At 42.0% G+C, this 23653-nt stretch carries 17 protein-coding genes; 9 read left to right on the top strand and 8 right to left on the bottom strand.

What is annotated here, in order from left to right:
* Nucleotides 1-9: 9 nt before the first annotated feature.
* Nucleotides 10-810 carry an SDR family oxidoreductase gene (locus tag AAFP11_RS09625; protein WP_341736850.1) on the bottom strand — a complete coding sequence of 267 codons (801 nt, stop codon included), beginning with the start codon at nucleotides 808-810 and terminating at the stop codon, nucleotides 10-12.
* An 18-nt stretch (nucleotides 811-828) separates the two neighbouring features.
* Nucleotides 829-1230, bottom strand: a complete 402-nt coding sequence (locus tag AAFP11_RS09630; protein ID WP_341736851.1) for a hypothetical protein — start codon at nucleotides 1228-1230, stop codon at nucleotides 829-831.
* 480 nt (nucleotides 1231-1710) lie between these two features.
* Here AAFP11_RS09630 and AAFP11_RS09635 point away from each other — a divergent pair, with 480 nt between their 5' ends.
* The 4 genes from AAFP11_RS09635 to AAFP11_RS09650 all read left to right on the top strand — a co-directional run bounded on the left by AAFP11_RS09635 (nucleotide 1711) and on the right by AAFP11_RS09650 (nucleotide 5299).
* Complete coding sequence (locus AAFP11_RS09635; protein ID WP_341736852.1) at nucleotides 1711-2541, top strand: hypothetical protein; 831 nt, start codon at nucleotides 1711-1713, stop codon at nucleotides 2539-2541.
* Nucleotides 2519-2719: a HAMP domain-containing sensor histidine kinase gene (locus tag AAFP11_RS09640; RefSeq protein ID WP_341736853.1), complete on the top strand. Its 201-nt coding sequence runs from the start codon at nucleotides 2519-2521 to the stop codon at nucleotides 2717-2719. The genes AAFP11_RS09635 and AAFP11_RS09640 overlap by 23 nt, the downstream gene beginning before the upstream one ends.
* Before the next feature lie 85 nt (nucleotides 2720-2804).
* Nucleotides 2805-4268 (top strand): CIA30 family protein, encoded by a 1464-nt coding sequence (locus AAFP11_RS09645; RefSeq protein ID WP_341736854.1) that lies wholly within the window; start codon nucleotides 2805-2807, stop codon nucleotides 4266-4268.
* A gap of 143 nt (nucleotides 4269-4411) precedes the next feature.
* Complete coding sequence (locus tag AAFP11_RS09650; RefSeq protein ID WP_341736855.1) at nucleotides 4412-5299, top strand: sugar ABC transporter permease; 888 nt, start codon at nucleotides 4412-4414, stop codon at nucleotides 5297-5299.
* Nucleotides 5300-5593: 294 nt separating this feature from the next.
* Here AAFP11_RS09650 and AAFP11_RS09655 read toward each other — a convergent pair whose 3' ends face one another.
* From AAFP11_RS09655 to rfbF, 4 genes are all read right to left on the bottom strand, one after another.
* Entirely contained in the window at nucleotides 5594-6340 is a 747-nt protein-coding gene (locus tag AAFP11_RS09655) for a DUF1995 family protein (RefSeq protein ID WP_341736856.1), read from the bottom strand.
* Between the two features lie 46 nt (nucleotides 6341-6386).
* Nucleotides 6387-7118 carry a cyclase family protein gene (locus AAFP11_RS09660; RefSeq protein ID WP_341736857.1) on the bottom strand — a complete coding sequence of 244 codons (732 nt, stop codon included), beginning with the start codon at nucleotides 7116-7118 and terminating at the stop codon, nucleotides 6387-6389.
* Between the two features lie 9 nt (nucleotides 7119-7127).
* Nucleotides 7128-8192, bottom strand: coding sequence for an acyl-CoA dehydrogenase family protein (locus tag AAFP11_RS09665; protein ID WP_341736858.1), 1065 nt, complete (start codon nucleotides 8190-8192; stop codon nucleotides 7128-7130).
* A gap of 170 nt (nucleotides 8193-8362) precedes the next feature.
* A complete protein-coding gene (gene rfbF / locus AAFP11_RS09670; RefSeq protein ID WP_341736859.1) occupies nucleotides 8363-9136 on the bottom strand; it encodes a glucose-1-phosphate cytidylyltransferase in 774 nt (257 codons plus the stop codon).
* Nucleotides 9137-9428: 292 nt separating this feature from the next.
* Between rfbF and AAFP11_RS09675 the strand changes: the two genes are divergently transcribed.
* Together AAFP11_RS09675 and AAFP11_RS09680 are read left to right on the top strand one after the other, a co-directional pair.
* Nucleotides 9429-9959: an RNase A-like domain-containing protein gene (locus AAFP11_RS09675; protein ID WP_341736860.1), complete on the top strand. Its 531-nt coding sequence runs from the start codon at nucleotides 9429-9431 to the stop codon at nucleotides 9957-9959.
* Nucleotides 9956-10255 (top strand): contact-dependent growth inhibition system immunity protein, encoded by a 300-nt coding sequence (locus AAFP11_RS09680; protein ID WP_341736861.1) that lies wholly within the window; start codon nucleotides 9956-9958, stop codon nucleotides 10253-10255. Before AAFP11_RS09675 ends, AAFP11_RS09680 begins: the two co-directional genes overlap by 4 nt.
* A gap of 247 nt (nucleotides 10256-10502) precedes the next feature.
* Here the strand turns inward: AAFP11_RS09680 and AAFP11_RS09685 are convergent, their stop codons facing one another.
* Together AAFP11_RS09685 and AAFP11_RS09690 are read right to left on the bottom strand one after the other, a co-directional pair.
* Nucleotides 10503-11828 (bottom strand): beta-xylosidase, encoded by a 1326-nt coding sequence (locus AAFP11_RS09685; protein WP_341736862.1) that lies wholly within the window; start codon nucleotides 11826-11828, stop codon nucleotides 10503-10505.
* A gap of 113 nt (nucleotides 11829-11941) precedes the next feature.
* Entirely contained in the window at nucleotides 11942-15448 is a 3507-nt protein-coding gene (locus AAFP11_RS09690) for a glycosyltransferase (protein ID WP_341736863.1), read from the bottom strand.
* Nucleotides 15449-15608: 160 nt separating this feature from the next.
* Between AAFP11_RS09690 and AAFP11_RS09695 the strand changes: the two genes are divergently transcribed.
* The 3 genes from AAFP11_RS09695 to AAFP11_RS09705 all read left to right on the top strand — a co-directional run.
* Nucleotides 15609-17234, top strand: a complete 1626-nt coding sequence (locus AAFP11_RS09695; protein ID WP_341736864.1) for a tetratricopeptide repeat protein — start codon at nucleotides 15609-15611, stop codon at nucleotides 17232-17234.
* Between the two features lie 86 nt (nucleotides 17235-17320).
* A complete protein-coding gene (locus AAFP11_RS09700) occupies nucleotides 17321-18631 on the top strand; it encodes an ATP-binding protein (RefSeq protein WP_341736865.1) in 1311 nt (436 codons plus the stop codon).
* A 256-nt stretch (nucleotides 18632-18887) separates the two neighbouring features.
* The coding region (locus AAFP11_RS09705) for a PAS domain S-box protein (RefSeq protein WP_341736866.1) at nucleotides 18888-23653 on the top strand (4766 nt) is incomplete at its 3' end.

Genomic DNA, 23653 nt, shown 5'->3' on the forward strand with positions numbered 1-23653 from the left:
CTACCACTATCATTTCTCCTTTGCCATTGCCCACTGCATTAAACCGGGGAATAGGCGATAGGCTTCGGCGGCTATAAATGCAGGGCCGACGGTGACTTCAGAACGCTTATTTTTCACCGCATCCCAAATAGCCTTGGCAATATCTTCCGGCTGATTTGCCCAGTTAGATTTCAGCATTTCGCTCATTTCCTGACGACGCAGTTCGGCTGCTGGTTCGTGGCGATCGCGAAACTGAGCTCTTTCTAAAAAATCACTGTTAATTAAGCCCGGATGTACGGCACAAACTTGAATTCCTTGAGGTGCTAATTCCAATCGCAAGGTGTCGGTTAAACCTGTCAACGCATATTTGCTGGCACAATAGGCAGTCATTAGAGGCAAAGGCATTTTGCCACCAATAGAACCGACATTAACGATTGTACCAATTTTTCGGGATAAGAAATGTGGCAAAAGTTCTTGGATTGTGTTAACACATCCCCAAAAATTAGTATTCATTAATTTCTGCCAATCTTCGGTGGTAGTTTGCTCCATCGGTCCGGTTAAACAGATGCCTGCATTGTTGACTAACACATCGATGTTACCATAAAAAGAGAGGGCTTTTTCAACGAGCGATCGCACTTGTTGAACATCGCCCACATCTGCGGGAATAGCTAACACCGAATTGCCTTGACGTTCCACCATCGCCGCGGCGGCTGCTAATCTTTCCGGCTGACGAGCTGTCATCACAACATCGTAGCCTGAACTGGCAAATAAAAGTGCAGTTGCTTTGCCACTTCCTTGAGAAGCGCCTGTAATCAAAACTGTAGGAGCCATAGAGTTTTCAGTTGTGAGTTACTGTAAATTTTGTCGTCGATCAAATCTTAAGCCCATTGATTTATTTTTGAGGAAATTTTCCCTAACAACTGAGACCAAAACTCCCATTAATTTGATGATACTTCCAGGATGAGCGATCGCCCAGATGTTGATTGTCAGACAAGTGATTGCCATTAATAGTAAGATGTACGTGGGAGGCATTACTACCCCAATGGCGAACCAACTAAAAACATGAAATATCATTGTCATAGCGAAGATACTAGCAACAAGTACAGAGGCTCCCACTTGAATTCGAGGTCGCTTTAGTCCTGTCCAAATCAGTGTCTGCAAAGTCATCAGCAAGTTGGCTGGGACTAAAAATGCACAGATAGCTACGCAGTAGGTATGAGAAAATTCGGTCACTGTATTAAAGTCGAGCATTAATCTAATTAGGGAACCTGTTGAATATACTTCAAGAGCTTAACTTGATTTGACTTTCCTATCTTAGCACCCTCACCATAACTTAATATTTGATCGCGCAGGTCACTCCCCAGACATATTTCTCTCCAGTTCATACTGCTGGTAAACTGTCAACAGATGAATTATTGAAAAAAATTAATATCCGTTGAGTAATGGAAACAATTACTGTAATAATTAAAACAGAATATTTATAATTGTAGGAGACATCGACCTGATCAAATGTCGCAAAGACTGACGCTGCTCAAGGAACAGGACTTTCAGCTAATATTCTACCCATTGATGCGGGAGTCAAGGATGAGCGGTAGAGCGATAGTCTGCGGTAGTGACAAGCTCAAGTGTCCCTAGTTAGTCCATCGGGAGGAGCGCGCTCAGAATCGGATTTGAGATTAAAGCAGAAATCCCTACAACCCTCTTTACATTGTACAACGGAAAACACAGAAAATGAATAGACAAAGCACAATCTTACCACTCGAAGAAGTTGACTTGACCAACTGCGACAGAGAACCAATTCATATATCGGGACAGATTCAGCCCCACGGGGTACTGATGGCTGTAAGCGAACCAGAACTAGAAATACTGCAAATCAGTGAAAATACGCAAGAGTTACTGGGAATTGCTGCTAAAAGTGCGATCGGTCAAAATTTGAGTTTATTCTTAGAACAAGCTCAGCTAGAGCAGCTAAAAGCCTGTTTGCTGAATGAAAACTTAAAAACCATCAATCCTATTAAAATATCAGTAAAAAAAGCAGAAACAATTTTAGAATTTGACTGCATCCTCCACAGGTGGGAAGGAGTATTAATCATTGAGATAGAATTAGCCCAATCCCTAGAAAATCTCTCAGTATTTAGCTTTTATCATTCAGTTAGATCGACTGTAAGCCAGATTCAAAACGCCAAGAACTTAAATAAGTTATGTCAACTTACTGTATCAGAATTTAGAAAGATTACAGGATTTGACAGAGTAATGATATATAAATTTGATAGTGAATATAACGGCGCAATTATTGCCGAACATAAAGCAGAAACCCTGAGTCCTTTTTTAGGATTAAACTACCCAAGTTCAGATATACCCAAACAAGCCAGAAAACTTTATTTGTTAAATTGGCTGAGATTAATTCCAGATATTAACTACAAACCAGTCCCCATTGTCTCACCAAATAATCCTGTTACTAACCAGCCCCTAGACCTCAGTTTCAGCGTTTTGAGAAGTGTTTCTCCCATTCACATAGAATACCTGCAAAATATGGGCGTTGCAGCTACCAGAAATATTTGAGCCTTTTTTTACTACTAAACCCGTCGGTAAAGGGGCGGGAATTGGTTTGGCTATAGGCAAGGAAATTGTAGTAGAAAAACACGGTGGCCAACTGACTTGCATTTCCGCCCCCGGAGATGGAGCGGAGTTTATTGTTGAGATTCCCTTGAGCCAAGTTATGAATAAAGTGCAGCGGTGAAGTCACAAAATGTGCGTGCAGTTTAGATTAAAATTAAAGTAGACAAATGGCTAAGTAGATTTGAGCAAATTCTGAGGAAGCGACTGTGACTGAAAAAAATACCGCCCAATGGGATGCCGGCAGATTTGTCAAAACCTTGGCTTATTTCGGTGTCATTCCCTTCATTGGCAGCATTAGCTGGCTGCAACAACTATTTGGCAGCAGTGGGAACACTAAAAAAGACCAACCCAAGCTGGTACTGGTAGCCGGTGCTACTGGTGGTGTTGGTAAACGTGTGGTGAAGCGGCTGCAACAGCAGGGAATCAGAGTGCGCGCCCTGGTGAGAGATAGCAAAAGAGCTCAAGAAATTCTGGGTAAAAATGTCGAATTAGTCGAGGGAGATATCACCCTAGCGGAAACCTTAACACCGCTAGTAACTGAGGGTGTAGAAGCCGTTATCTGCTGTACTGGCACTCGTGTTCAACCGGTAGAAGGAGACACCCCAAACCGTGAAAAATACTATCAAGGCATCAAATTTTATATGCCAGAAGTGGTAGATGTTCCCGAAATAGTCGAGTACAAAGGCGTGAATAATTTAGTGCAAGCTGTTCGCAGTCAGCTAATTAAAGCCGGAGAAAAAACTATTTTTGACTTCACAAAACCCACTGAAGATTTGAAAGAAACTTGGGGCGCACTTGATGATATTGTGATGGGTGGAGTCAGCGAAAGTTCGATCCGACTGATAGATAATACAGCTTTATTCACAGGCAATGTTTCTACGGCCAATTCTGGGGGGTTTGCTTCGGTGCGGACTCGGAATTTTGAAAGTGCTCTTGATTTAACAGGATTTAGTGGAATTCAATTGCGAGTGAAAGGTGATGGTAAGCGCTATAAACTGATTGTTCGCAGCGAAGCGAAATGGGATGGCATTGGCTATTGCTATTCTTTTGATACGGTTTACAATATCTGGATTACTGTCACAATTCCCTTTGAAAAACTGATTCCTGTCTTCCGCGCTAAGACTGTGAAAGATGGCTCTAGGTTAAATACTCAGACTATTTATTCTTTTCAGTTAATGCTGAGTAAGTTTGAGTATGATGGCGCGCTGAACCCGAAATTTACACCGGGTGGTTTTCAACTGCAATTAGAATCTGTTAAAGCTTATTCTCAACAAGAATTGCCCAGATTTGTGATGGTGAGTTCTGCTGGTGTTACGCGCCCAGGCCGCCCCGGAATTAATTTGGAGGAAGAGCCACCTGCTGTGAGAATGAATGATATGTTGGGGGGAATTTTGACTTGGAAGTTGAAGGGGGAGGATTCTGTGCGATCGAGCGGGATACCTTATACTGTGATTAGACCTTGTGCTTTGACGGAAGAGCCGGGGGGTAAAGCTTTAATCTTTGACCAGGGTGACAATATTAAGGGTAAAGTTAGTCGGGAAGATATTGCCCAATTGTGCGTGGAAGCTTTGGATTTCCCAGAAGCTTGTAATGTTACTTTTGAGGTGAAAGAGGGGGAAAATGGCAATGCTCCTGGTGATTGGAAAGGTTTGTTTTCTGGAGTTAAATAACCATTGTTTGTATTGAAGGCTAGATCCCCCCTAACCCCCCTTAACAAGGGGGGGACAAGAAATTAAATGGGAACGAGTATTTCCGATGCCCCATTCCCGATGCCCCATTCCCGATGCCCCATTCCCGATGCCCAATTCCCATTATGTTTTTGACTTTTTTCCGACGCAACCTAATACCTTATTTATTTTTGTTTCCCGCTTTATTTGTGTTGAGTTTGACTGTTTTGTGGCCGGCGTTGCAGGCTTTTTATTTGAGTTTTACCAGTTATGAGTATGACTTAACTCAAGCGCCACAGTGGGTAGGGTTGAAGAATTTTCAGAGGTTGGCGGGCGATCGCATTTTTTGGCAAACTATGAGCAACACCCTACTCTATCTCACCTGGGTTGTGCCTATATTGGTTGTTTTACCACTGGGAATGGCGATTTTGTGCAATCAGAAACTCCGGGGGATGAACTGGTTTAGAGCAGCATATTACACGCCTGCGGTGATTTCCATGGTTGTCGCTGGGATTGCTTGGAAGTGGCTGTTTGCTGAAAATGGACTGCTGAATCAGTTGGGGCAAATGGTCGGTTTGCCTGCTGTTTCTTGGCTGGCTAATCCGAAGTTGGCAATCTTTAGTGTCATGACAGTTACTATCTGGAAAGGCTTGGGTTATTATATGGTAATTTATTTGGCTGGGCTGCAAGCTATTCCGGCGGAACTTTACGAGGCGGCTGCTATTGATGGTTCTGATGGTTGGAGGAAGCATTGGGATATTACAGTGCCGTTGATGAAGCCTTATCTAGTTTTGGTGGCGGTAATTTCGGCTATTTCTGCTACTAAGGTTTTTGAAGAAGTTTATATTATGACTCAAGGCGGGCCTCGTAATAATTCTAAGACTGTTGTTTATTATCTTTATGAACGGGCTTTTAAAGATTTGGAAATCGGTTATGCTTGTACGATCGGGCTGGTGTTGTTTTTGCTGATTTTGGGTTTGTCGATTTTGCAAGTTAGTATTCAAGGTTTGGCTCGAAAGGATTCTGATTTATGACCAATTTAAATTGGGTTTCCGGTTGCATTGTCAGGTGATTTAACCGGACCTAGAACACAGAGGAAGCAGAGTCCGAGAATAGAATTCTGAATAATATCAATTCCGGTTGTATCGTCTGGTGATTTAACCGCGAAGGCGCAAAGTACGCGAAGGAAGAGAAGAGAGAGATTAATACAGGACGATGCTACCGGATTTGATAGTTATTACTGTTAAACTTGTTAGGTTTTGCAAATTCAGAAAACTAAATTTGTCATTGACTATTCTCTCCCAAACCCTGTTTTTGACTACCCATTGTTACTGAGTCAAAGCTTTGAGAAATCTCTGTAAGTCTGCCATGAAGCCTGTCTTTTTTAACGGTTTGGTGGGGGCGGTGCTATCTGGATCTGCTATTCCCAAGGCTTTAGCTAAAATCCGATCTAAATCGTCTCCGACTGGTTTTTGGGCGGTTTCGGAAATTAGTTCGTAGTCGTCGTTTTTTGAGAGCCAAACTTGCCAGGATTGGGGGTAACAGCGGAATAGGACTGCACTTTCTAGAGATCTGATGTAGTAGCAGGATTCTATTTTGTTCAAGAATCGATCGCGCAGTTGGCGTCCTGCATAGCCTATACCTATGGTGGCAACGTCTTCCAGCCGGGGGTTGAGTATAATTACTGGGCGATCGCCCGCAGCTATGTACAATTTTTCGACTTGAGGAACTTCTATCGCTGCGGGATTCACCAGCAGAAATAGTTGGTCTTCCGGTTCTATTTTATCTTCAACCGGGGTGCGGCTGCTGCCCAAGTCTGTGACTTTAAATTCTGTTTGTCCCCAGTCGCGGCGGGCGAGGGCTGCTGCACCGGTATCGGGAAATAAGACTTTGACACCGGAGTACATTTCTTCAAATTCTGGGACGAATTGTGCGGCGATGGACTGTGCTTGGAGGGCGATTTCTGGGAATACTAATTCGACTTGCAGTAGAGTTTTGCCGTCGGAGAGAGCGGCAGAAGTGGCTGTGCGGGATTGGGCGATCGCCTCGTTGAGGTCCTTTGGTAGTTCAATCATTAATCTGATTTTTTTACAGGAATTCTATCAATCTAATTTTACACCATCAAGGCACAAAAGCTAACACGGATACCGGGGAACCGGAACCTCCGACAAGTCGCAATATTCCTATAACTAAAGTGCTGTCTGCTGCTGGTAACTGGTCGAGATTTGTCAAATTTTCTAGAACGATTCCCTGATGCTCTAAAACTTGTTTATTGACAGATAAACTTTCATCTCGTCCCGGATCTACTCCGTGAGTATCGGTACCAACTCCTGCTATTAACCTTTCTGTTAGCAAAAATTTAGTTACTGCTTTCCCAAATCCGGGAAAGTGGCAAATCCCGTCACCATCTCGATTTAAAAAAGCTGCTTGATTTTCCCATTTTTCCTGCCATCCGGTATCTAATATAATCAGGCATCCTGGTTTTATCAATCCATGTTCCTGTTCCCAATTTAATACATCCTCGATTGTTAAATTATAATCTGGATTGGCAAGACTTTGGCGGCGGATGTCGATCGCAATTGCCGGCACAACTAGGGACTGCGGCGGATAATTATCAATACTTTCCCGTCCTGAATCAAAGCTGTTGGGTGCATTCATGTGAGTCCCGCTGTGTTCGCCCATCGAGAATTTTCGCAGGAAATATCCCTCTGTTTCTATTTGAGCAACTGTTTCAAATTCTGGGGCTGGATCTCCTGGCCAAAGGGGAATATTTGGGTGAATTGAATGAGTTAAATCTACAATTTTGCTGTAGGCGATGGTTTTGAGGTTATTTGAGTTTAATTTGTCACTCATATCGAATATCTAAAATTTGATTAGTTCATCGAGGGTGGCAGCCATCACATCCTTAGTTTGCCCGGAAACAGTATACACCAAAGCTTCTCGATAAACTCTCCCGGCTGGGTGCTTTTGGCTATTAGCGGCACCGCTGGAAACTGTTACCGCCGCGTGCCCGCAACGCACCGCTAAGTCAATTGCTTGGGCTCGCAGGGCTAATTGTTCTGCTTTCGAGCTATGTTGAGATTGTGGGAAATTCTGTTTTAGTCGATCGAGCTTGTGGGCTAATTTTTCATAAGCACTAACTATAAAAGATGCTTTTTTAGTCTCGCCTGCTGCTTGAATTATATCCAATCCGGCTCGAATACATCCAAAAGTAGCGGGGACAAAATTTAGGATATTTTTAGTGTCGTTTTTGACAATCCAGTCTTTTGGTTGAAATGAAATTATTTGGGATTCATCCAACCACCAATTAGTCAGAGTTACTGTTACAGTATTAGTGGAACTCATGGCGATTAAGGGCATGATTTCGCTACAGGAAATTTTGCCCGATGCTGATGCAATATTTTCCAAGGGTAGTAATCCGAATACAGCGCGATCGTCAGGCAATAACGCAGCTACAATAAAATTTTGAAATAATCCAAAACCTGTTACCCAAGGAACTTTACCTGATAGTAAATAGCCATTTTGTGCAGGAGTAGCAGTGACAGCGGGATTTCCCGATCGCCTTAAATGCGAAAATCCCACACCCAATCGCAACTCTCCCAGGGCGATCGCAGGCAAACATATACTTTGTAGCAGTTCATTGTCGCTGTTAGCAAGCATGGCAGTTGCACTGTGATGCTGAGTTTGCAGAAAACCTAAAGCGCCGGAATATCGCGCTGTCAATTCCTGATATTCATAAAAAGTTTGCGCATCGATATCTGCGCCGCCCCATTTTTGGGGAACTCGCAAAGCTAAAAGCGATCTATCTTCCAATCCTACCAGCGCTGTTTTCAGCGCTTCCGAGTCGCTGTCGATCATTTCAGCATCGGCTGCAACGCAGTTTTTTAGGTAGGTTTCTGTGTTGTTTAAAATATCTGTAAAATCCATCTAATCTAATTAACATAAAATGCTCGGACTGTTAGATTTCCGACTTATTTAAGAAGTGGGGAATCTCGGTATTCTATTTTTTAGGGCTGGTTTAATTAGCAATAATCAGTTACCGGGAGAGGAGGAGAGACAGCTATCAATATGCCCCATTCCCCATTCCCCATTCCCTATTACCAAACTTTCCAAGGAGCTTCACCACATTCCCAAAGTTCATTTAGGTACTTGTATTCTCGATAAGTATCCATCGCAAAAAAGAAGCCCTCATGGCGATAAGCCATCAACTCTCCTTCGGCCGCCAAACGCTGCATTGGCTCCTGTTCTAAGATACAATCATCTCCGCCCAAATAATCAAATACCCGGCGATTAAATATCATATATCCAATGCTGATCCAGCCATCTATTTGCGGTTTTTCAGCAAATTGGAGTACGCGCCCTTGACTATCTACATCTAAAATTCCAAAACGAGAAATAGGGCGAAACGTAGTCACAGTTGCCAGTTTACCGTGAGCTTTGTGGAAAGCGAGTAGTTCTTCAATATTTACATCAGCAACTCCATCCCCATATGTCACCATGAAATTATCGCGATCGATATATTTTTCAATCCGTTTTACCCGCCCTCCAGTCATACTTGCTGCGCCAGTTTCAGCCAAGGTAACATTAAAATCTTGTTCTCGATGTTCCCCATGATACGTGATGGTATTTTTGCGACCTAAGCAGATAGTAAAGTCATTGTTCATGGCTTCATAATTAAGGAAATATTCTTTAATCATGTTGCCGCGATAGCCCAAGCACACCAGAAAGTTATGGAAGCCGTAGTGTGCATATATTTTCATGATGTGCCACAGAATCGGATACCCGCCCACATCAACTAAGGGTTTGGGGCGAAATTCTGTTTCTTCTCTGAGACGAGTGCCAAGGCCACCTGCTAGGATAACTACTTGCATTTTTTCAATTTTTTAAAGATAATCAACTAACTTATCATTTATTTCGCGGAATAAGTTTAAATAAATATTACTTTTTAAACTTTATCTAATCTTTATAAACTCATTGATAAAAAAAGAATTTAAATTTTCCTAATTTTAATAAATATATTTAAATAAAAATTACTAATAGACCTAGGCCATAATTACTGTAGAACAGGCATCCTGCCTGTTCAAGACCAGCTTGTGTGAAGATGTCTATTGCTCGGAAATACTGCGGGAGGCTATACTAACAATAAAAATTAAACGAAATACAATGAAAAATCAACTCGCTCGCGGGCAAAAATTTTTAGGTATCCTGTGCAGTATTGCCTCAATAATTGTCCTATTTCAGTCGGCGATAACTCCTGTTTCTGCACAGCATATCTCCAGCATACCTGGACAAACCATCGTAGCCTTTGCACCCAACATACCGGGGGGGGGATTAGATTTTCACGAAGCTGCCGGAGGACACACTTTAGAGAAACACGTTGGTAAAACAGAAGCGGAACTAGCACAGCGACTAGCCAAGGATAAGAGAATTTCTGCCGCGTCTTCCTTTACCTATCGTTCCGTGGCTGAATCGGCGATTGCCGAAGCAATGGAAGAAAAGAAAAGTGCGATCGACTCCTGGGTAAAAAAACGAAGCAATCGTTATACAATCGAATATGATACCCACAGAATAATTGGCATTACACTCACCCGCCGCGTTTCCAAAGCAAGTTCCACATCTAGACTGAAAATTGTCCTCCAGCGCAGCACCAAATTATCTCCCGGATACTTTATTCTCACAGCTTATCCCCTATGAACGATCGATTTCCTGAATTAACCCAATTTTTCAGTTCTTACTTTCATCAAGACTGGCCACTAGAAGCCAGCAATGCTAGCGAAGTAGTGGAAAATTACCTCCATAGCGAATCGCCAGAAACTATTGAAGCTGTATTAGCAGAACTTAACCAACTGCTAAAAATGTCGATCGCAGAACCAGATTTAGAAACATTGATTCTGGAAGAATTAGGATGTTACTACGATCCCAGCAGCGAAAATCAAACAGTCACAGAATGGTTGGAATCGGTACAACAGTCTTTGAGCAATGCCAGTTAAACTCTAACATCCGCGCTCAATAAATGTGTTCAAAGTGACATCTTGCCTATATAAAAGAACGGGCAATATGCCCGTTCTACAAACAATCATATCGTTGACTTTTGCATAGGAATGATTTAACCGCAGAGAACACAGAGGACACAGAGGGAGAGAATAGAGATCTGAATAATTCAGATGCTACCGGATTTGATATCAATTCACAAACAATCAATTTTATTGTCCGGTGGGATATCGTACCCGCCCTCAATCATTTACTAACGGTTAATAAATAAGCTTCATGTAGATTGAAGTTAGGAATGACATAACTCAAATCATTTTTAACAACCGATACAGTTTCTTCTTTGACACTAACCAGTTTTTGCACTGCGCCTTCTTGATTGTTGGGAATTTTTTCTAATTTGAGACGGATTTTTTGACCGCTTTGAATACCTAGCTGTGGTAAATTTTTGAGATTTAAGGTGACGGTTGTGGCTGAGGAATAATTGCGATCGAAATAACCCAAAAGTACCTGTGCTTTACCTTCAGGATTTGACTTGCTGGCTAAAGCGACAACGCGATCGTTATCCGATTTGCTCAGCACCCGCGAATTAACTCCGTCAGCATAAGCTTTGTAAGTCCACCAAGCAGCTCTCGGCTCAAAAGTATTGGGAGTTACCATCCCACTCAAAGTATTGTTGAAGCAATTGCTAACTTTATTTGGTCCTTTAGTATCCCAACAAGCTCTGCAAGCACCGTCGGCTTTTGCGTATTCCAAGTTATAAAAATAACCTAAAATTTCCCCCGGTTGATACTGAGCTAAGTCTCCGATAATCTCGTTGACATAAATCTTTTGCAATTTCAGTTCTTTGTAAGAGGCACTTTGTTGGAAATTGCGCTTAGCATCAATTACGTGGTCGTCAACAAATGAAATCATAGTGTCATTAAGTTCGTGCCAAGCTAGGAAATTTACTTCCAGTTTGTTCGCTTTGCAATAATCCAAAAAAGCAGTGAGATATTCTTTATTGTAGTTAGTAATACTGGGTCCGCCAATCATGGCTGATGGCCCTAATTCTTGTCGCAGAATCTTGTAAGCTCTTTTGTAGGTTTCAAAAAATTGTTCTCTGCTTCCATTCCAAAACGGATTTCTTAAATCTGGTTCATTCCAGACATCCCAAATAATTTTTTTGCCTTTATTTTGTTGAGCTAATTGCCGTATGAATGCTTCCCATGCGGGGTAGTTTTGATGGGGCCAACCTTTGGGATTGCTGCCGTAGCCCCACAAGTCGCTGACTAATAGTTGAAACTCGGCTCCGCTGGCGATTACGCGATCGTAAATATCCAGTCTCCCAGCCCGCCAAAGTTTGGGCTGCAATGGTTTAATCGAGTTATTTGGGGGCTTGGTGGTGTCGATTCCGTGGAGGATGCCACTCATGGAAATTGTGGCTGCTGGGAGTCCGAAATCTACTGTGACGTTCGATCGCATTTGGGCGATCGCTCTTTGCTGTCCCAAGTAGACGATTAACAAAACAGTGACAAGAGCCAAACAAATTGGCAGCAGTTTATGAAGAGATGGGAACTTGAATGTAAATTGCATAATCTTTTATGTTCTTTTTTTAGTCCGCGGAGGCGGACTTTGTATGTGTAGTAGCGATTTCAATCGCCGATTCAGCTTTGTAGGTGTAGCAGCGATTTCAATCGCCGATGACCTTAAAGAACAGATGACACAACTTCAAAACCCTGTATTGATTCCATCAATTGTTGCCACTCTCCTGAGTTAATTAACTCGCAAGTATCAAATTTAGCACCCTTTTCTGAAGACAAAATCCCAAAAATAGTCACCCAATACAAGAGAGTTTCTGTGGTATAAAATGGCGTACACTCCCAAGAAGATTGCAAATGCTTAACCATCTCCGACCTATTTCCGCGATCGCAAGCATCCCAAGCTTTCCAAACTAAATGATAATATTTTAGCAGCTTATCCACTTCCTGTATCTGCTTTTGAACTTTCGGACTCAGAGAAAGACTGTTGTTTTGAGCGTCCGGTGCCAGAACCTGTTCAATTACTTCTACATATTCTCCCAGCATCCGCTCTTCTTTAAATAGTTGTTCAGCTCGCGCTTTACACCCTTGTCCTGCAACTCGTCGCAATTCGGGATTTCCTACCCAGATTTCCACCGTTTCTACCAACTCTTTGACTGTTCCTTCAGGATTTATTTTAGGATCGGGCAGCAACTTTCCCGTGTCTCCCAATTCTTCGGGAATACCACTGACTGCTGTGGCAATTACGGGTAATCCTTTCGCCATTGCTTCCATAATTGCTAGCGGCATTCCCTCTGCTTCAGAACATAATATAAAGATATCGCTGGCATCGAGCCAATCAGCAATATCCCAGCGCTGTCCTAAAAATTTAACCTGTTGCTCTACTCCCAATTTGCTCGCAGTGGCTCTTAATTCAGGCTCCATGTTGTCGTGAGTAGTAGACCCAGGACCGGCCCAAACAAAGTAAATTTGTGGCCAAATTGGAAGTTGTTTGAGTTGGGCGATCGCCTGCAATTGATACTGAAATCCTTTAATGGGAGTCAATCTCGCCGCCGTGAAACAAACGATCGCATCTTCAGGAATTCCTTGTTCTTGACGCAGGCGTTGGCGAGTTGAAAGATTTGGCGGTTCAAAATAAATGTTATGTCTGCCGTAATAGATAACTTTTCCTCGTTCTAGAGGCGTTTTAAAAAGGCTTTTGAACAAGTTTAAGTTTTCCTGTGAAACTGCTACTGCGGCCTTGGCTAATTCGTACTGATAGGAGACTGCATCAAAATAGGGAATTCGATCGCCACGATTGAAAGTTTGATAAGTGCCATCGACATAACCCAGAGTAACTATGTACGGTATGTTTTCCTGAATAGCAACTTGCTTGGCTGCAAAATTGGCGATTGGCCAGCCGTCACTAAATATAATTAAATCCGGTTTAGCCAGGGCATAAATCTTTTTAGCATCTCCTAAGTTATAAGCAATCCGCAAAAACTCTTTCATCGTGTCAAACTCTAGCCAAATATGTTCTATACCTAGCTGTTTTTGTTCAGCAATTAAAGGGTTGTCAGTTTTACTTTGCACGCTAACAACTTGGTAGCCTTCCGCCGCCAATTTACACATGAGAGAGTGATTAAACTGAGCTAAACCTCCCACTCCGTGGTCTTCAGCGTACATTAATATCCGCGCTTTTTGCGGCTGGTAAATTGAACTAGATGCAGCTTGAAATTGATAAGGATTATTAACAGCTAGCACTACGATATCTTGCCATTCTTTTAAATTAGTTAAGGCATAGGAATCAAAGGGGTCGCCATTACTTTGGGCAGAAACCCTAAAAGTTTCCAACCATTTAAAAACAGTTTCACTACCAGTATAAGGAGTGTAATGAAGAGATTTTTCCAAACACTCAACCATCTCTGCTAAATATCCATCGCGATACATCCGCCACGCAATCCATACTAAGCACTTGTAACGTTCCGCCCGTTTCAATTCGCGAATGTGCTGAGGTAAGTCTAGCCTAGCGAAAAATTGCTCCATCACCATTTCCATATTTTGCATTACTTTAAATCCACCGGACATGAGATTAGTCTCGTGCTGACGATAGCAGGTTAATATCTCTTTTAGCCAAACTGACTTGCAACCTTTTAACGCTAAACGTAAGACAAAATCTAAATCTTCCGTTGGCGGAAAGCGAGAGTCAAACCCCCCTAAGCGTTCCCACCATTCTCGCCGCAACATTATGGCGCTGGGACGGACAAATTTGTACAAAACTATGGTTTCTAAATCTAATTTGGGCGATTCTTCCCAAGGCATAACTGGATAGAGGTCTTTGCCATTTTTATCGACTATTAGCCAGCCATTTTGTACCATATCTAAAGAGGGGTCGGCATCAAAACAAGCAATTTGTTTTTCCAGCTTTTCTGGCAGAAAAAAGTCGTCTCCATCTAGAAATGCTAAAAATTCTCCTTTGGCTAGTTCGCAGGCTCGATTTCGAGCTATTGCTGCTCCTTGATTTGCTTGATATATGTACTGAATTGAATCGTAGTAAGGCTCTAACACTTGGCGAATATTGTCGGTAGATCCATCATCAATGACAATAATTTCCCAGTCTTGGTAAGTTTGGTTTATGGCACTTTCTACGGCTCTGACAATGTAGCGATCGCAGTTATATGCTGGGATAATGACGCTGACTCGTACTGTTTTTTTTGGTAGTATGCTAGACATTAACTGTTTCCATTCTGATAAGTTTCTTAGAGATTGCAGATCGAGGCTAAATCCATAAGCTTTAGAAATAGAAGCTAGACGATTTATCCAATCTATTACGGTTTTTGTAGCAGAGTAAGGAGTATATGGCAAAGATTTTTGGTAATACTCAACTGCGGCCACGGGATAGCCGCTATAGTACAATTGCCATGCCATCCATGTCAATGCTTCGTAGAAAGCAGGATTTTTTAAATCGCGGATGGGCTGTGGCAAATCTGGTTTATTGAAGAAATTATGTTTTAATTTAATAAACAGATTTGCTTGTTGGAGAGCTTTTTTTATTGACACATTTTTGTCATGCTGGCGATAACCGACTGTCACCTGGGGTAGCCAAGCAGCTTCGCAGCCTAAGACAGCTAAACGGATGACTAAATCGGCATCATCTACGGAATCAAACTCTGAATTAAATCCCCCTGCAATTTCTAACCATTTGCGTGAAAACATCATCGCGCTGGGAAGTACGGGCATTTGTACTATCCATGTTTCTAGGTCTAATTTGGGGAAATATTCCCAAGGTTTGATATCTGAAATTATCTCTCCTTGTTCGTTAACTAAGTGCCACCCGCTATGGACAATCCCCAAGGAAGGTGATGCGGTAAATAGTGCTACCTGTGCTGCTAACTTATTTGGCAAAAAAAAGTCATCTTGATCTAAAAAAGCAATTAAGTTACCTGTGGCTTCTTTTATTCCTCTATTGCGGGCGGCCGCTACTCCTTGGTTTTCTTGATAAATGTAGCGAATTCTGTCAAAATAAGGCTGTAACACTTGATGGGTCTCATCTTGAGAACCGTCGTCGATGACGATAATTTCCCAGTTTGTATAGGTTTGGTTCAGGACGCTTTCTACAGCTTGCACGATGTAGCGATCGCCATTATATGCAGGTATAATTACGCTTACTTCCGGTGTCCCCTTGGCCTTTGACATTATTTATCTCCCTGTTAATGTATTATTATTTAGTTTATATTAATGTTGCAGACTTCGATCGCCTTTTGTCGGTCAGTAGATGTACTTGGTTGAATTTTAACTTAGGTAAGTTGTAACATATACTTTGACAGGTAATTATTACTCCACAGGAATGCAAAAAGTGAATTCAGAAATAGTAGCCCTCGATTTTCAACAACAAGCAGAAATATATTTGGCTTTAGGGAAATTAGACGAAGCGATCGCACTTTGTCAACAAGTTTTGGCATCCGATCCCAATTCCGCCGAGACTTGCAAAACCCTAGGGAAGGCGCTGCAAGCTCAGGGTAAACTAGAAGACGCAAGGTATTGGTACAAAGTTGCGATCGCCCTCAAACCCGATTTTGCCGAAGCTTTTGCCAACCTCGGCACTCTCTGTGCTACCTTGGAGCAATGGCAAGAGGCGATCGCCTGTTACCAAACAGCCATCTCCCTACAACCAGACTTTGCAGGATTTTACCGTAATTTAAGCCGCGTATTTACCCAAGTTGGCAAAGCTGAGGAAGCCGCCAATTGTTGGTATCAAGCACTCATGCTGACACCTGTAGAAATACCAGAAGAATACCTCGATTTAGGCAATACTTTATCCGCACAAAACAAACCAGAATTAGCAATAAATTGTTACAAACGTACTCTTATTTTAAACCCCAGTTGTTGCGAAGCTTATTATAAATTAGCAGACGCTGCTACCCAGCTACAACAGTGGGATGAAGCTATTGCTAACTACCGCCAAGCTATCAAAATATTACCAGAAATTTCCGAGATTTATTATAAATTAGGTAATGCTTTGCAAGCAAAGGGACTGTTGCATGAAGCGGTCACAGCCTACCGGGAAAGTATTGATTTGAATCCCAACTCTTTTTCGTATTATTATAACTTAGGCAACGTTCTGTTCAAATTAGAAAAATGGCAAGAAGCTGTCATTGCCTACCGCACCAGTGTTGAAATTGACCCCGATTGTTCATCGGGTTACTACAGCATCGGTGAAGCCTGCGACAAATTAGAAAAATGGTCAGAATCCGCAACCGCTTATCAGCGCGCTACTGAATTATATCACAACTCTTTTATAGCATTTCACAAATGGGGAGATGCTCTTTTAAAACTAGAAAAATGGTCGGAAGCCTTGGCTGCATACACAGCAGCCCTCGCTCTTAATTCAGAATTATTCTGGTCTCAATATAACTTAGCTTTGACTTTAGTTAAAATGGAAAATTTTCCCGACGCAATAGTTGCCTATCAGCGGGCGATCGCCCTCAATCCAGAATTCTCTTGGACTTACCATAATTTAGGAGAACTCCTGTTAAAAACCAAACAGTGGAAAGCAGCAGCTACCGCTTACCAGCGCGCCATTCAACTCAATCCAAATATTTCTTGGTCTCATTACAATTTAGGTGATGCTTTGAGGGAAATCCACAACTGGAACGATGCTGTTTTCGCCTACCTGGGTGCGCTGCAACTAGACCAAAATCTCCCTAATCTTTACACAAAGTTAGGCGAAGCTTTAACAAAAAGAACTCCGGTAAATTCAGACATAGTAACTAGCTACTATCATCATGGAAAGCAGCCACTATATCCTCTGGAATTTTACTGTGAAGTAGCGCAAAATTTTGCCGAGAGCGATCGGCTTGACGCAGCCACAGTATTGTACTCCATCGCCTTAGAAATCAGACCTAAAGATATAGAGATATTTCAAAAATTAGAAGCAATGTTAGAAAAAAAGCGTCAAATAGGGGAAGGTAGTCTATTATAATGAAAAGCTAACAAAATTTCCCATCACTTAATTTAAAATTAAATATCCACAACTGTCTTTAGTTAAATCTGAAACAAAAAAATCTCATGAATAATAACGAACAAAAAACCTCACTAGGCAACATTTTAGTAGTAGATGATACGCCAGAAAATCTGCGTCTTTTGTCTACAATGTTAAGTCAGCGGGGTTATGTGCCGCGCTGCGTCATTAACGGGCAAATGGCTCTGAGAGCCTGCAATTCTAATCCGCCGGATTTGATTTTGCTCGATATCATGATGCCGGAAATGAATGGCTACGAAGTATGTCAACATCTCAAAAATGATGCTATAACTCGCGATATTCCGGTAATTTTTATCAGCGCCAAAGATGAAGTATTTGACAAAGTAAATGCCTTTGCCGTAGGGGGCGTAGACTACATCAGCAAGCCATTTCAGTTTGAAGAAGTGTTGGTACGCATCGAAAGTCATCTCACCCTGCGGAATTTGCAAAAACAGCTAAAAGAACAAAACGTACTTCTTCAAGAAGAAATCAGCAGCCGCTTAGCCGTCGAAGAAGTTCTCCACGAAAAAAATCAAATTTTGCAACAAGAAATCAGCACTCGCTGTGCTGTTGAAAAAACCCTGCAAGAACAAAATTTGTTGCTCCAAAAAGAGATAGGGAATCGCCAGCGCGTCGAATCTGCTCTCTTGAAATCCAATCAAGAATTGGCTCGTTCTAATGCCGAACTAGAACAATTTGCTTATGTGGCCTCTCATGATTTGCAAGCGCCTTTGGCTACTATAGCTAGTTACGCTCAGCTTTTAGAAAAACGCTACCAAGAACAACTAGATAGTCAAGCTAATAAGTTTATTGGGAATATTGTTCAAGGCTGCACGAGAATGCAAGCTTTAATTGATGATTTGCTGGAATACTCGCGAGTCGGTCGCAGTCAGAAGCCTTTTAAACCTACTAATTGCAATCAGCTATTAGAGCAAGCTCTCGCTAATTTACAAGGGGTGATTCGTGATACCCAAGCTGTAGTTTCCTATGGTGAATTACCCGTAGTTAATGGCGAGATTTCCCAACTCGTGCAATTATTCCAAAATTTAGTCGGCAATGCCATTAAATATCGCAAAAATGAACCGCCTGCTATTTCCATCAGTGTTTGCAAACAGCACGATCATTGGCTATTTTCTGTGGCAGATAATGGCATTGGGATTGCACGGCAGCATCAAGAACGCATATTTCAAATTTTCCAGCGATTGCACACTCAAAAAGAATATTCTGGTACAGGTATTGGCTTGGCAATTTGTCAAAAAATTGTGGAACTTCATGGGGGACGTATTTGGGTAAATTCGGAACCAGGTCAAGGTTCAACTTTTTACTTTACTCTCAATGAAAATAGTGTTAATTTGTGATTTTTATTATTTGGATTAAATAAAAAAACAACTTTTTGGTCAGTTACTAAAGTAACAAGTTAGGAAAAAAAAGTGCGTTGACATCACGGTTAGTTTATGATATAATTGTCTGGCTTCAAGATTTTTTATAGCCTGACATTGCACTGCCATTCTAATAGTAATGTATGTGTAGCTACAATTTAGTAAATACCTTCCTCAACAAAGGTGCAATCCAAGTTAGGTTTACCAATAATCTTTAGATTAATAACTAACTATTATGAAAGCAGTTTTTGACTTATCTTTACCTCCTACCTGCTTTAAAGTGTTGTTGGTGGAAGACAATGCTTATGAAGCAGAATTGATTGAAGATTTGCTGTCAGGAATGAGCGATAGCGATGCACAGCAGATATCGCTCACAAAAGTAGAGCGCCTCAGTGAAGCAATACTCCATTTGAATCAAGAAAAATTTGACATAATTTTATTAGACCTTTCACTGCCAGACAGTCGGGGCATTGAGACAGTAACTAGCATACAACAGCATGGTGTCAGTGTGCCAATTGTGGTGCTGACAGGTCAAAATGACCAGGAACTTGCACTGCGGTTAATCTCCGTGGGCGTACAGGATTATTTAGTAAAAAGAAAAATAGATGGCGAACTTTTAATGCGATCGCTCCGCTACGCCATCGAGCGCCAAAACAGTCAAGATGCTTTGCGAAAAAGCGAAGAAAAATATCGTTCTGTAGTTGAAAATTCTCTGATTGGAATTGCCATCGTTGCTCCAATTATTCAACCAGCCATTTCTGAAAACTTTAACTGGATCGAAACTAACGATGCTTTGTGCAATTTGCTAGGCTATGACCGTGACGAACTCATAGAAAAAAACTGGTTGGACTTGACTCATCCAGATGACTATAGCAATAACATTGAACAATTATCTCAAGTTTTAGCAGGTACGATAGACGGGTATATCTCCGATAAAAGGTGGGTACGAAAAGACGGGGAAATAGTTTATACGCGAGTTTCTCTTCGTTGTATTCGTCGTCGCGATGGGTCGATCGATCGGATGATTAAAGTAGTCTTGGACGTGAGCGATCGCTACCGATACGAATCCCAACTAAAAGCATCCGAGCAATTTTTAAACCACACTATCAATGTCATTCCCGATCCAATTTTTGTCAAAGACGAGCAACATCGCTGGATGATTTTAAACGATGCTTTTTGTGAGTTGATTGGCAAACCACGACAAGAACTTATCGGTAAATCCGATTATGACTTTTTCCCCCAAGCTGAAGCTGAGTTTTTTTGGAGAAAAGATGAAGAAGTATTGCATACTGATATTCCTAACGAAACCGAAGAAAATTTTACAGATATCAGCGGAAAAAAACACATTATTTCTACCAAAAAAACTGTCTTTAAAAAAACAGACGGCAGTAAAATATTAGTAGGTACAATTCGAGATATCACTGAATACAGACTTCAACAAATAGCCCTAGAAAAAAGCGAAGCTAGATTTCAAAGACTTGTTGCCAACCTACCCGGAGCCATTTATCAATTTAAACTCTCATCCCAGGGAAAAAAATCTTTTCCTTATGTATCTTGTGGTTGTCGCGAACTCTATGAACTAGAGCCAGAAGTAATACAGGAAAATGCCGAATTAATTTTCACCAGAATTCATGCAGAAGACATCTCAAAGGTAGAAGAATCCATTGCCATTTCCGCTGCCACTATGCAGCCATGGCAGCAACAGTGGCGGCACATTTTGCCATCAGGGAAAGTTAAGTGGCTCCAAGGATGTTCGAGACCGGAAATACTGAATAATCATTCAAAATCCGAGAGGAAATCAGAGATGATCTGGGACGGTTTAGTGATTGATATTACTGAATTGAAACAGGCCCAAGCAGAGCGCGATCGCTTCTTTACCATCTCCTTAGACTTGCTTTGTATTCTGGATTTTGACGGTTATTTCAAACGCTTAAACCCAGCCTGGTCAACAGCCCTAGGCTACAGTATTGCTGAACTTCTCGCCCAGCCAGTCCTGGATTTTGTTCATCCAGACGATCGAGAAGCCAGCGCTGCTGAAGTCAAAAAATTAATGGCTGGTATTCCCACTTTTTACTTTGAAAATCGCTATCTCTGCAAAGATGGTTCTTACAAATGGTTGCTCTGGACTGCCTCACCATTTAGCCAAGAAGGTTTAATTTATGCAGTTGGTCGCGACATCACCTCACGCAAACAAGTAGAGTCCACACTCCAGCGGCAAGCAGTAGCAATAGCCGCTGCTTATGACGGTATCGCCATCCTCAATTCTCATGAAGAATATATTTATTCAAATCACGCTTATCTGAAAATGTATGGATTTTCTCGACAATCTGACTTGTTGGGAAAAAACTGGAAGATGCTCTATACATCCTCGGAATATCAACAGTTTGACACCCAAATAATGCCCGCAATTCAAGAAAAAGGATATTGCCATATAGAAGCTACTGGCCAGCGCCTAGACGGTACTACTTTCCCTCAAGAAGTATCACTGACAATGTTGGCAGGTGGCGAGATAATTTCCATAGTTCGCGATATTACTAACAGAAAACAAGCCGAATCAGCCCTGCGAGCCAGTCAGCTCCGCTACCAAACTTTAGCAGAAGCATCGCCAGTTTGTATATTTCATACGGACACTTTGGGAAATTTCCTTTATGTGAATCAACGATGGAGTGAAATCACGGGTGTGGACGCGGAATTAGCAGCAGACACAGGCTGGTTGAATGCCATACATCCAGATGACGTGGAGCGAGTGAACACTGAATGGTATCAGGCTGTAATCGATCGAGTTCCTTTTAAATCAGAATATCGCTTTTTGCGTCCAGACGGTGCTGTCAGTTGGGTTATCGGTCAAGCAGTAGCGGAAATCGGAGATGGTGGCGAAATTAAAGGCTATGTGGGTACTATTACTGATATTAGCGATCGCAAACAAGCAGAATTAGACCTACTCCGCGTTACTCAAGCCGTCGAAAGTACCAGCGATGCGATCGTCATTGCTGACCTCAAAGGGCGATCGATCTATCACAACCAAGCCTTTATTCAGCGGTACGGTTACACAGTAGCAGAACTAAATAAAGCCGGTGGAGCAATAGTTATTTACCCGAAAACTCAAGTATTATTAAAAATATTTAAAATCCTGCGCCAAGGCAAACCTTGGAAAGGCGAAATCAAAATCAAAACTAACAACAACGAGCTGGTACCAACTCTATTTCGAGCCGATAGTATTAAAGATGAAACAGGAAATTTAATCGGGTTAGTAGGAGTAATTACCGACATCACCGAACGCAAACAAGCCGAAAAGGCATTGGTACAACAATTAAGACGAGAACGGCTGGTAGTCGCGATGCTCGATCGCATTCGTTCCTCCCTCAATTTAGAAGAAATACTCACCACAGCCGTCGAACAAGTGCGACAATTATTACAAACAGACCGCACAGTTATTTACCGCTTCAATCCAGACTGGAGCGGTCTGGTAGTGGTCGAGTCCCTTGCCCAAAACCGCACGCCACTAAGGGATCTAAACATTCCATACCCCTGCTTTGCAGAAAATTTTGTTGAGCTTTACCAACAAGGTTGGGTGCGAGCTATAGAAAACATCCATCAAGAAAATTTGAGCGAACCCTACATCAATTTTCTAAATCAATTTCAAGTCACAGCTAAATTAATAGTCCCCATTTTAAAAGCAGGACAAAATATTTCCTACCCTCCAACTACCACCGAAAATCCACTCTGGGGACTGCTGATCGCCTACGATTGCAACGGACCACGTTCTTGGGAATCCTCAGACATAGAATCCCTCAGACAATTGTGCGTGCAATTAGCCATCGCCATTCAGCAATCCACACTATTTCAACAAGCACAAACCGAAATAGCCGATCGCAAACAAGCAGAAGCCGCCCTCCAAAAAGCCGCATTAGTCGCAGAAACAGCCAATCGCGCCAAAAGCGAATTTCTCGCCAACATGAGCCACGAACTCCGCACACCCTTAAACGGCGTTTTAGGTTACGCTCAAATCCTCAAAACAGATAAAACTTTAAGCCCCGATCATCAAGAAAGCCTCAACAACATTCAGCAGTGTGGCAAACATCTACTAATGCTGATCGAAGATGTTTTAGACCTTTCCAAAATCGAAGCCAAGAAAATGGAACTCTACCCCACAGAGTTAAATCTTACTAACTTTCTTAAAAACATTTCCGACCTGTTTCAAATGCGAGCCTCCCAAAAAGATATTGATTTTAGTTACGAACAAGTATCTCCCCTGCCTCAATCAGTCTATTTTGATGAAAAAAGATTGCGTCAAATTCTCATAAACTTGCTGGGAAATGCCGTGAAATTTACTAACAGTGGTAGAGTCACTTTCAAAGTCGGGTATGTCGGCACAGAAGCCTGGAGGCGAGGACAAGCAGAAAATACGGAACTCTCGACTTTGAGTTCGGAACTGAAACAGAATTATCTGCGCTTCTGCAAAAAAATAATTGCCGATAAACACGCTCTCCAAATTCGTTTTCAAATCGAAGATACTGGCACGGGAATAGACTCAAGTAAGTTAGAAGAAATATTTTTGCCATTCCATCAAGTAGGTGCTGATAGATTTGTTGAAGGTACAGGTCTGGGACTTTCAATTAGCAGAAAATTAGCCAAACTAATGGGTAGCGAAATTCAAGTCAAAAGCACTTTAGGTCAAGGCAGCATTTTTTGGATAGACTTAGAATTGACCGCACCAAAACGCTACTTAGAAGTGGCGAGTTTGCAGGAACAACGTTGGCTGGTGGGCTTTGTGGGCGACAAGCGGAAAGTGCTAATCGTGGATGACAATCAATTAAATCGATCTATGTTATCCAAGCTGCTTTCCCGTTTGGGGTTTGAAATTGCTGAAGCAGAAAACGGTCAAGAATGCCTCCGCAAAGCAGTGGAATTTAAACCAAATGTCATTTTAATGGATTTGCTGATGCCTGTCATGGACGGCTTGGAAACTGCGCGACGAGTGCGTCAGTTACCTGAATTAAA

The organism is Microcoleus sp. CAWBG640, assembly GCF_020883015.1.
GTDB lineage: Bacteria > Cyanobacteriota > Cyanobacteriia > Cyanobacteriales > Microcoleaceae > Microcoleus > Microcoleus anatoxicus.

Bases quoted from the DNA above. Each gene is read 5' to 3' on its own strand.
- AAFP11_RS09625 (WP_341736850.1), bottom strand. From the start codon at position 810: ATGGCTCCTACAGTTTTGATTACAGGCGCTTCTCAAGGAAGTGGCAAA.
- AAFP11_RS09630 (WP_341736851.1), bottom strand. From the start codon at position 1,230: ATGCTCGACTTTAATACAGTGACCGAATTTTCTCATACCTACTGCGTA.
- AAFP11_RS09635 (WP_341736852.1), top strand. From the start codon at position 1,711: ATGAATAGACAAAGCACAATCTTACCACTCGAAGAAGTTGACTTGACC.
- AAFP11_RS09650 (WP_341736855.1), top strand. From the start codon at position 4,412: ATGTTTTTGACTTTTTTCCGACGCAACCTAATACCTTATTTATTTTTG.
- AAFP11_RS09655 (WP_341736856.1), bottom strand. From the start codon at position 6,340: ATGATTGAACTACCAAAGGACCTCAACGAGGCGATCGCCCAATCCCGC.
- AAFP11_RS09660 (WP_341736857.1), bottom strand. From the start codon at position 7,118: ATGAGTGACAAATTAAACTCAAATAACCTCAAAACCATCGCCTACAGC.
- AAFP11_RS09665 (WP_341736858.1), bottom strand. From the start codon at position 8,192: ATGGATTTTACAGATATTTTAAACAACACAGAAACCTACCTAAAAAAC.
- rfbF (WP_341736859.1), bottom strand. From the start codon at position 9,136: ATGCAAGTAGTTATCCTAGCAGGTGGCCTTGGCACTCGTCTCAGAGAA.
- AAFP11_RS09675 (WP_341736860.1), top strand. From the start codon at position 9,429: ATGAAAAATCAACTCGCTCGCGGGCAAAAATTTTTAGGTATCCTGTGC.
- AAFP11_RS09680 (WP_341736861.1), top strand. From the start codon at position 9,956: ATGAACGATCGATTTCCTGAATTAACCCAATTTTTCAGTTCTTACTTT.
- AAFP11_RS09685 (WP_341736862.1), bottom strand. From the start codon at position 11,828: ATGCAATTTACATTCAAGTTCCCATCTCTTCATAAACTGCTGCCAATT.
- AAFP11_RS09690 (WP_341736863.1), bottom strand. From the start codon at position 15,448: ATGTCAAAGGCCAAGGGGACACCGGAAGTAAGCGTAATTATACCTGCA.
- AAFP11_RS09700 (WP_341736865.1), top strand. From the start codon at position 17,321: ATGAATAATAACGAACAAAAAACCTCACTAGGCAACATTTTAGTAGTA.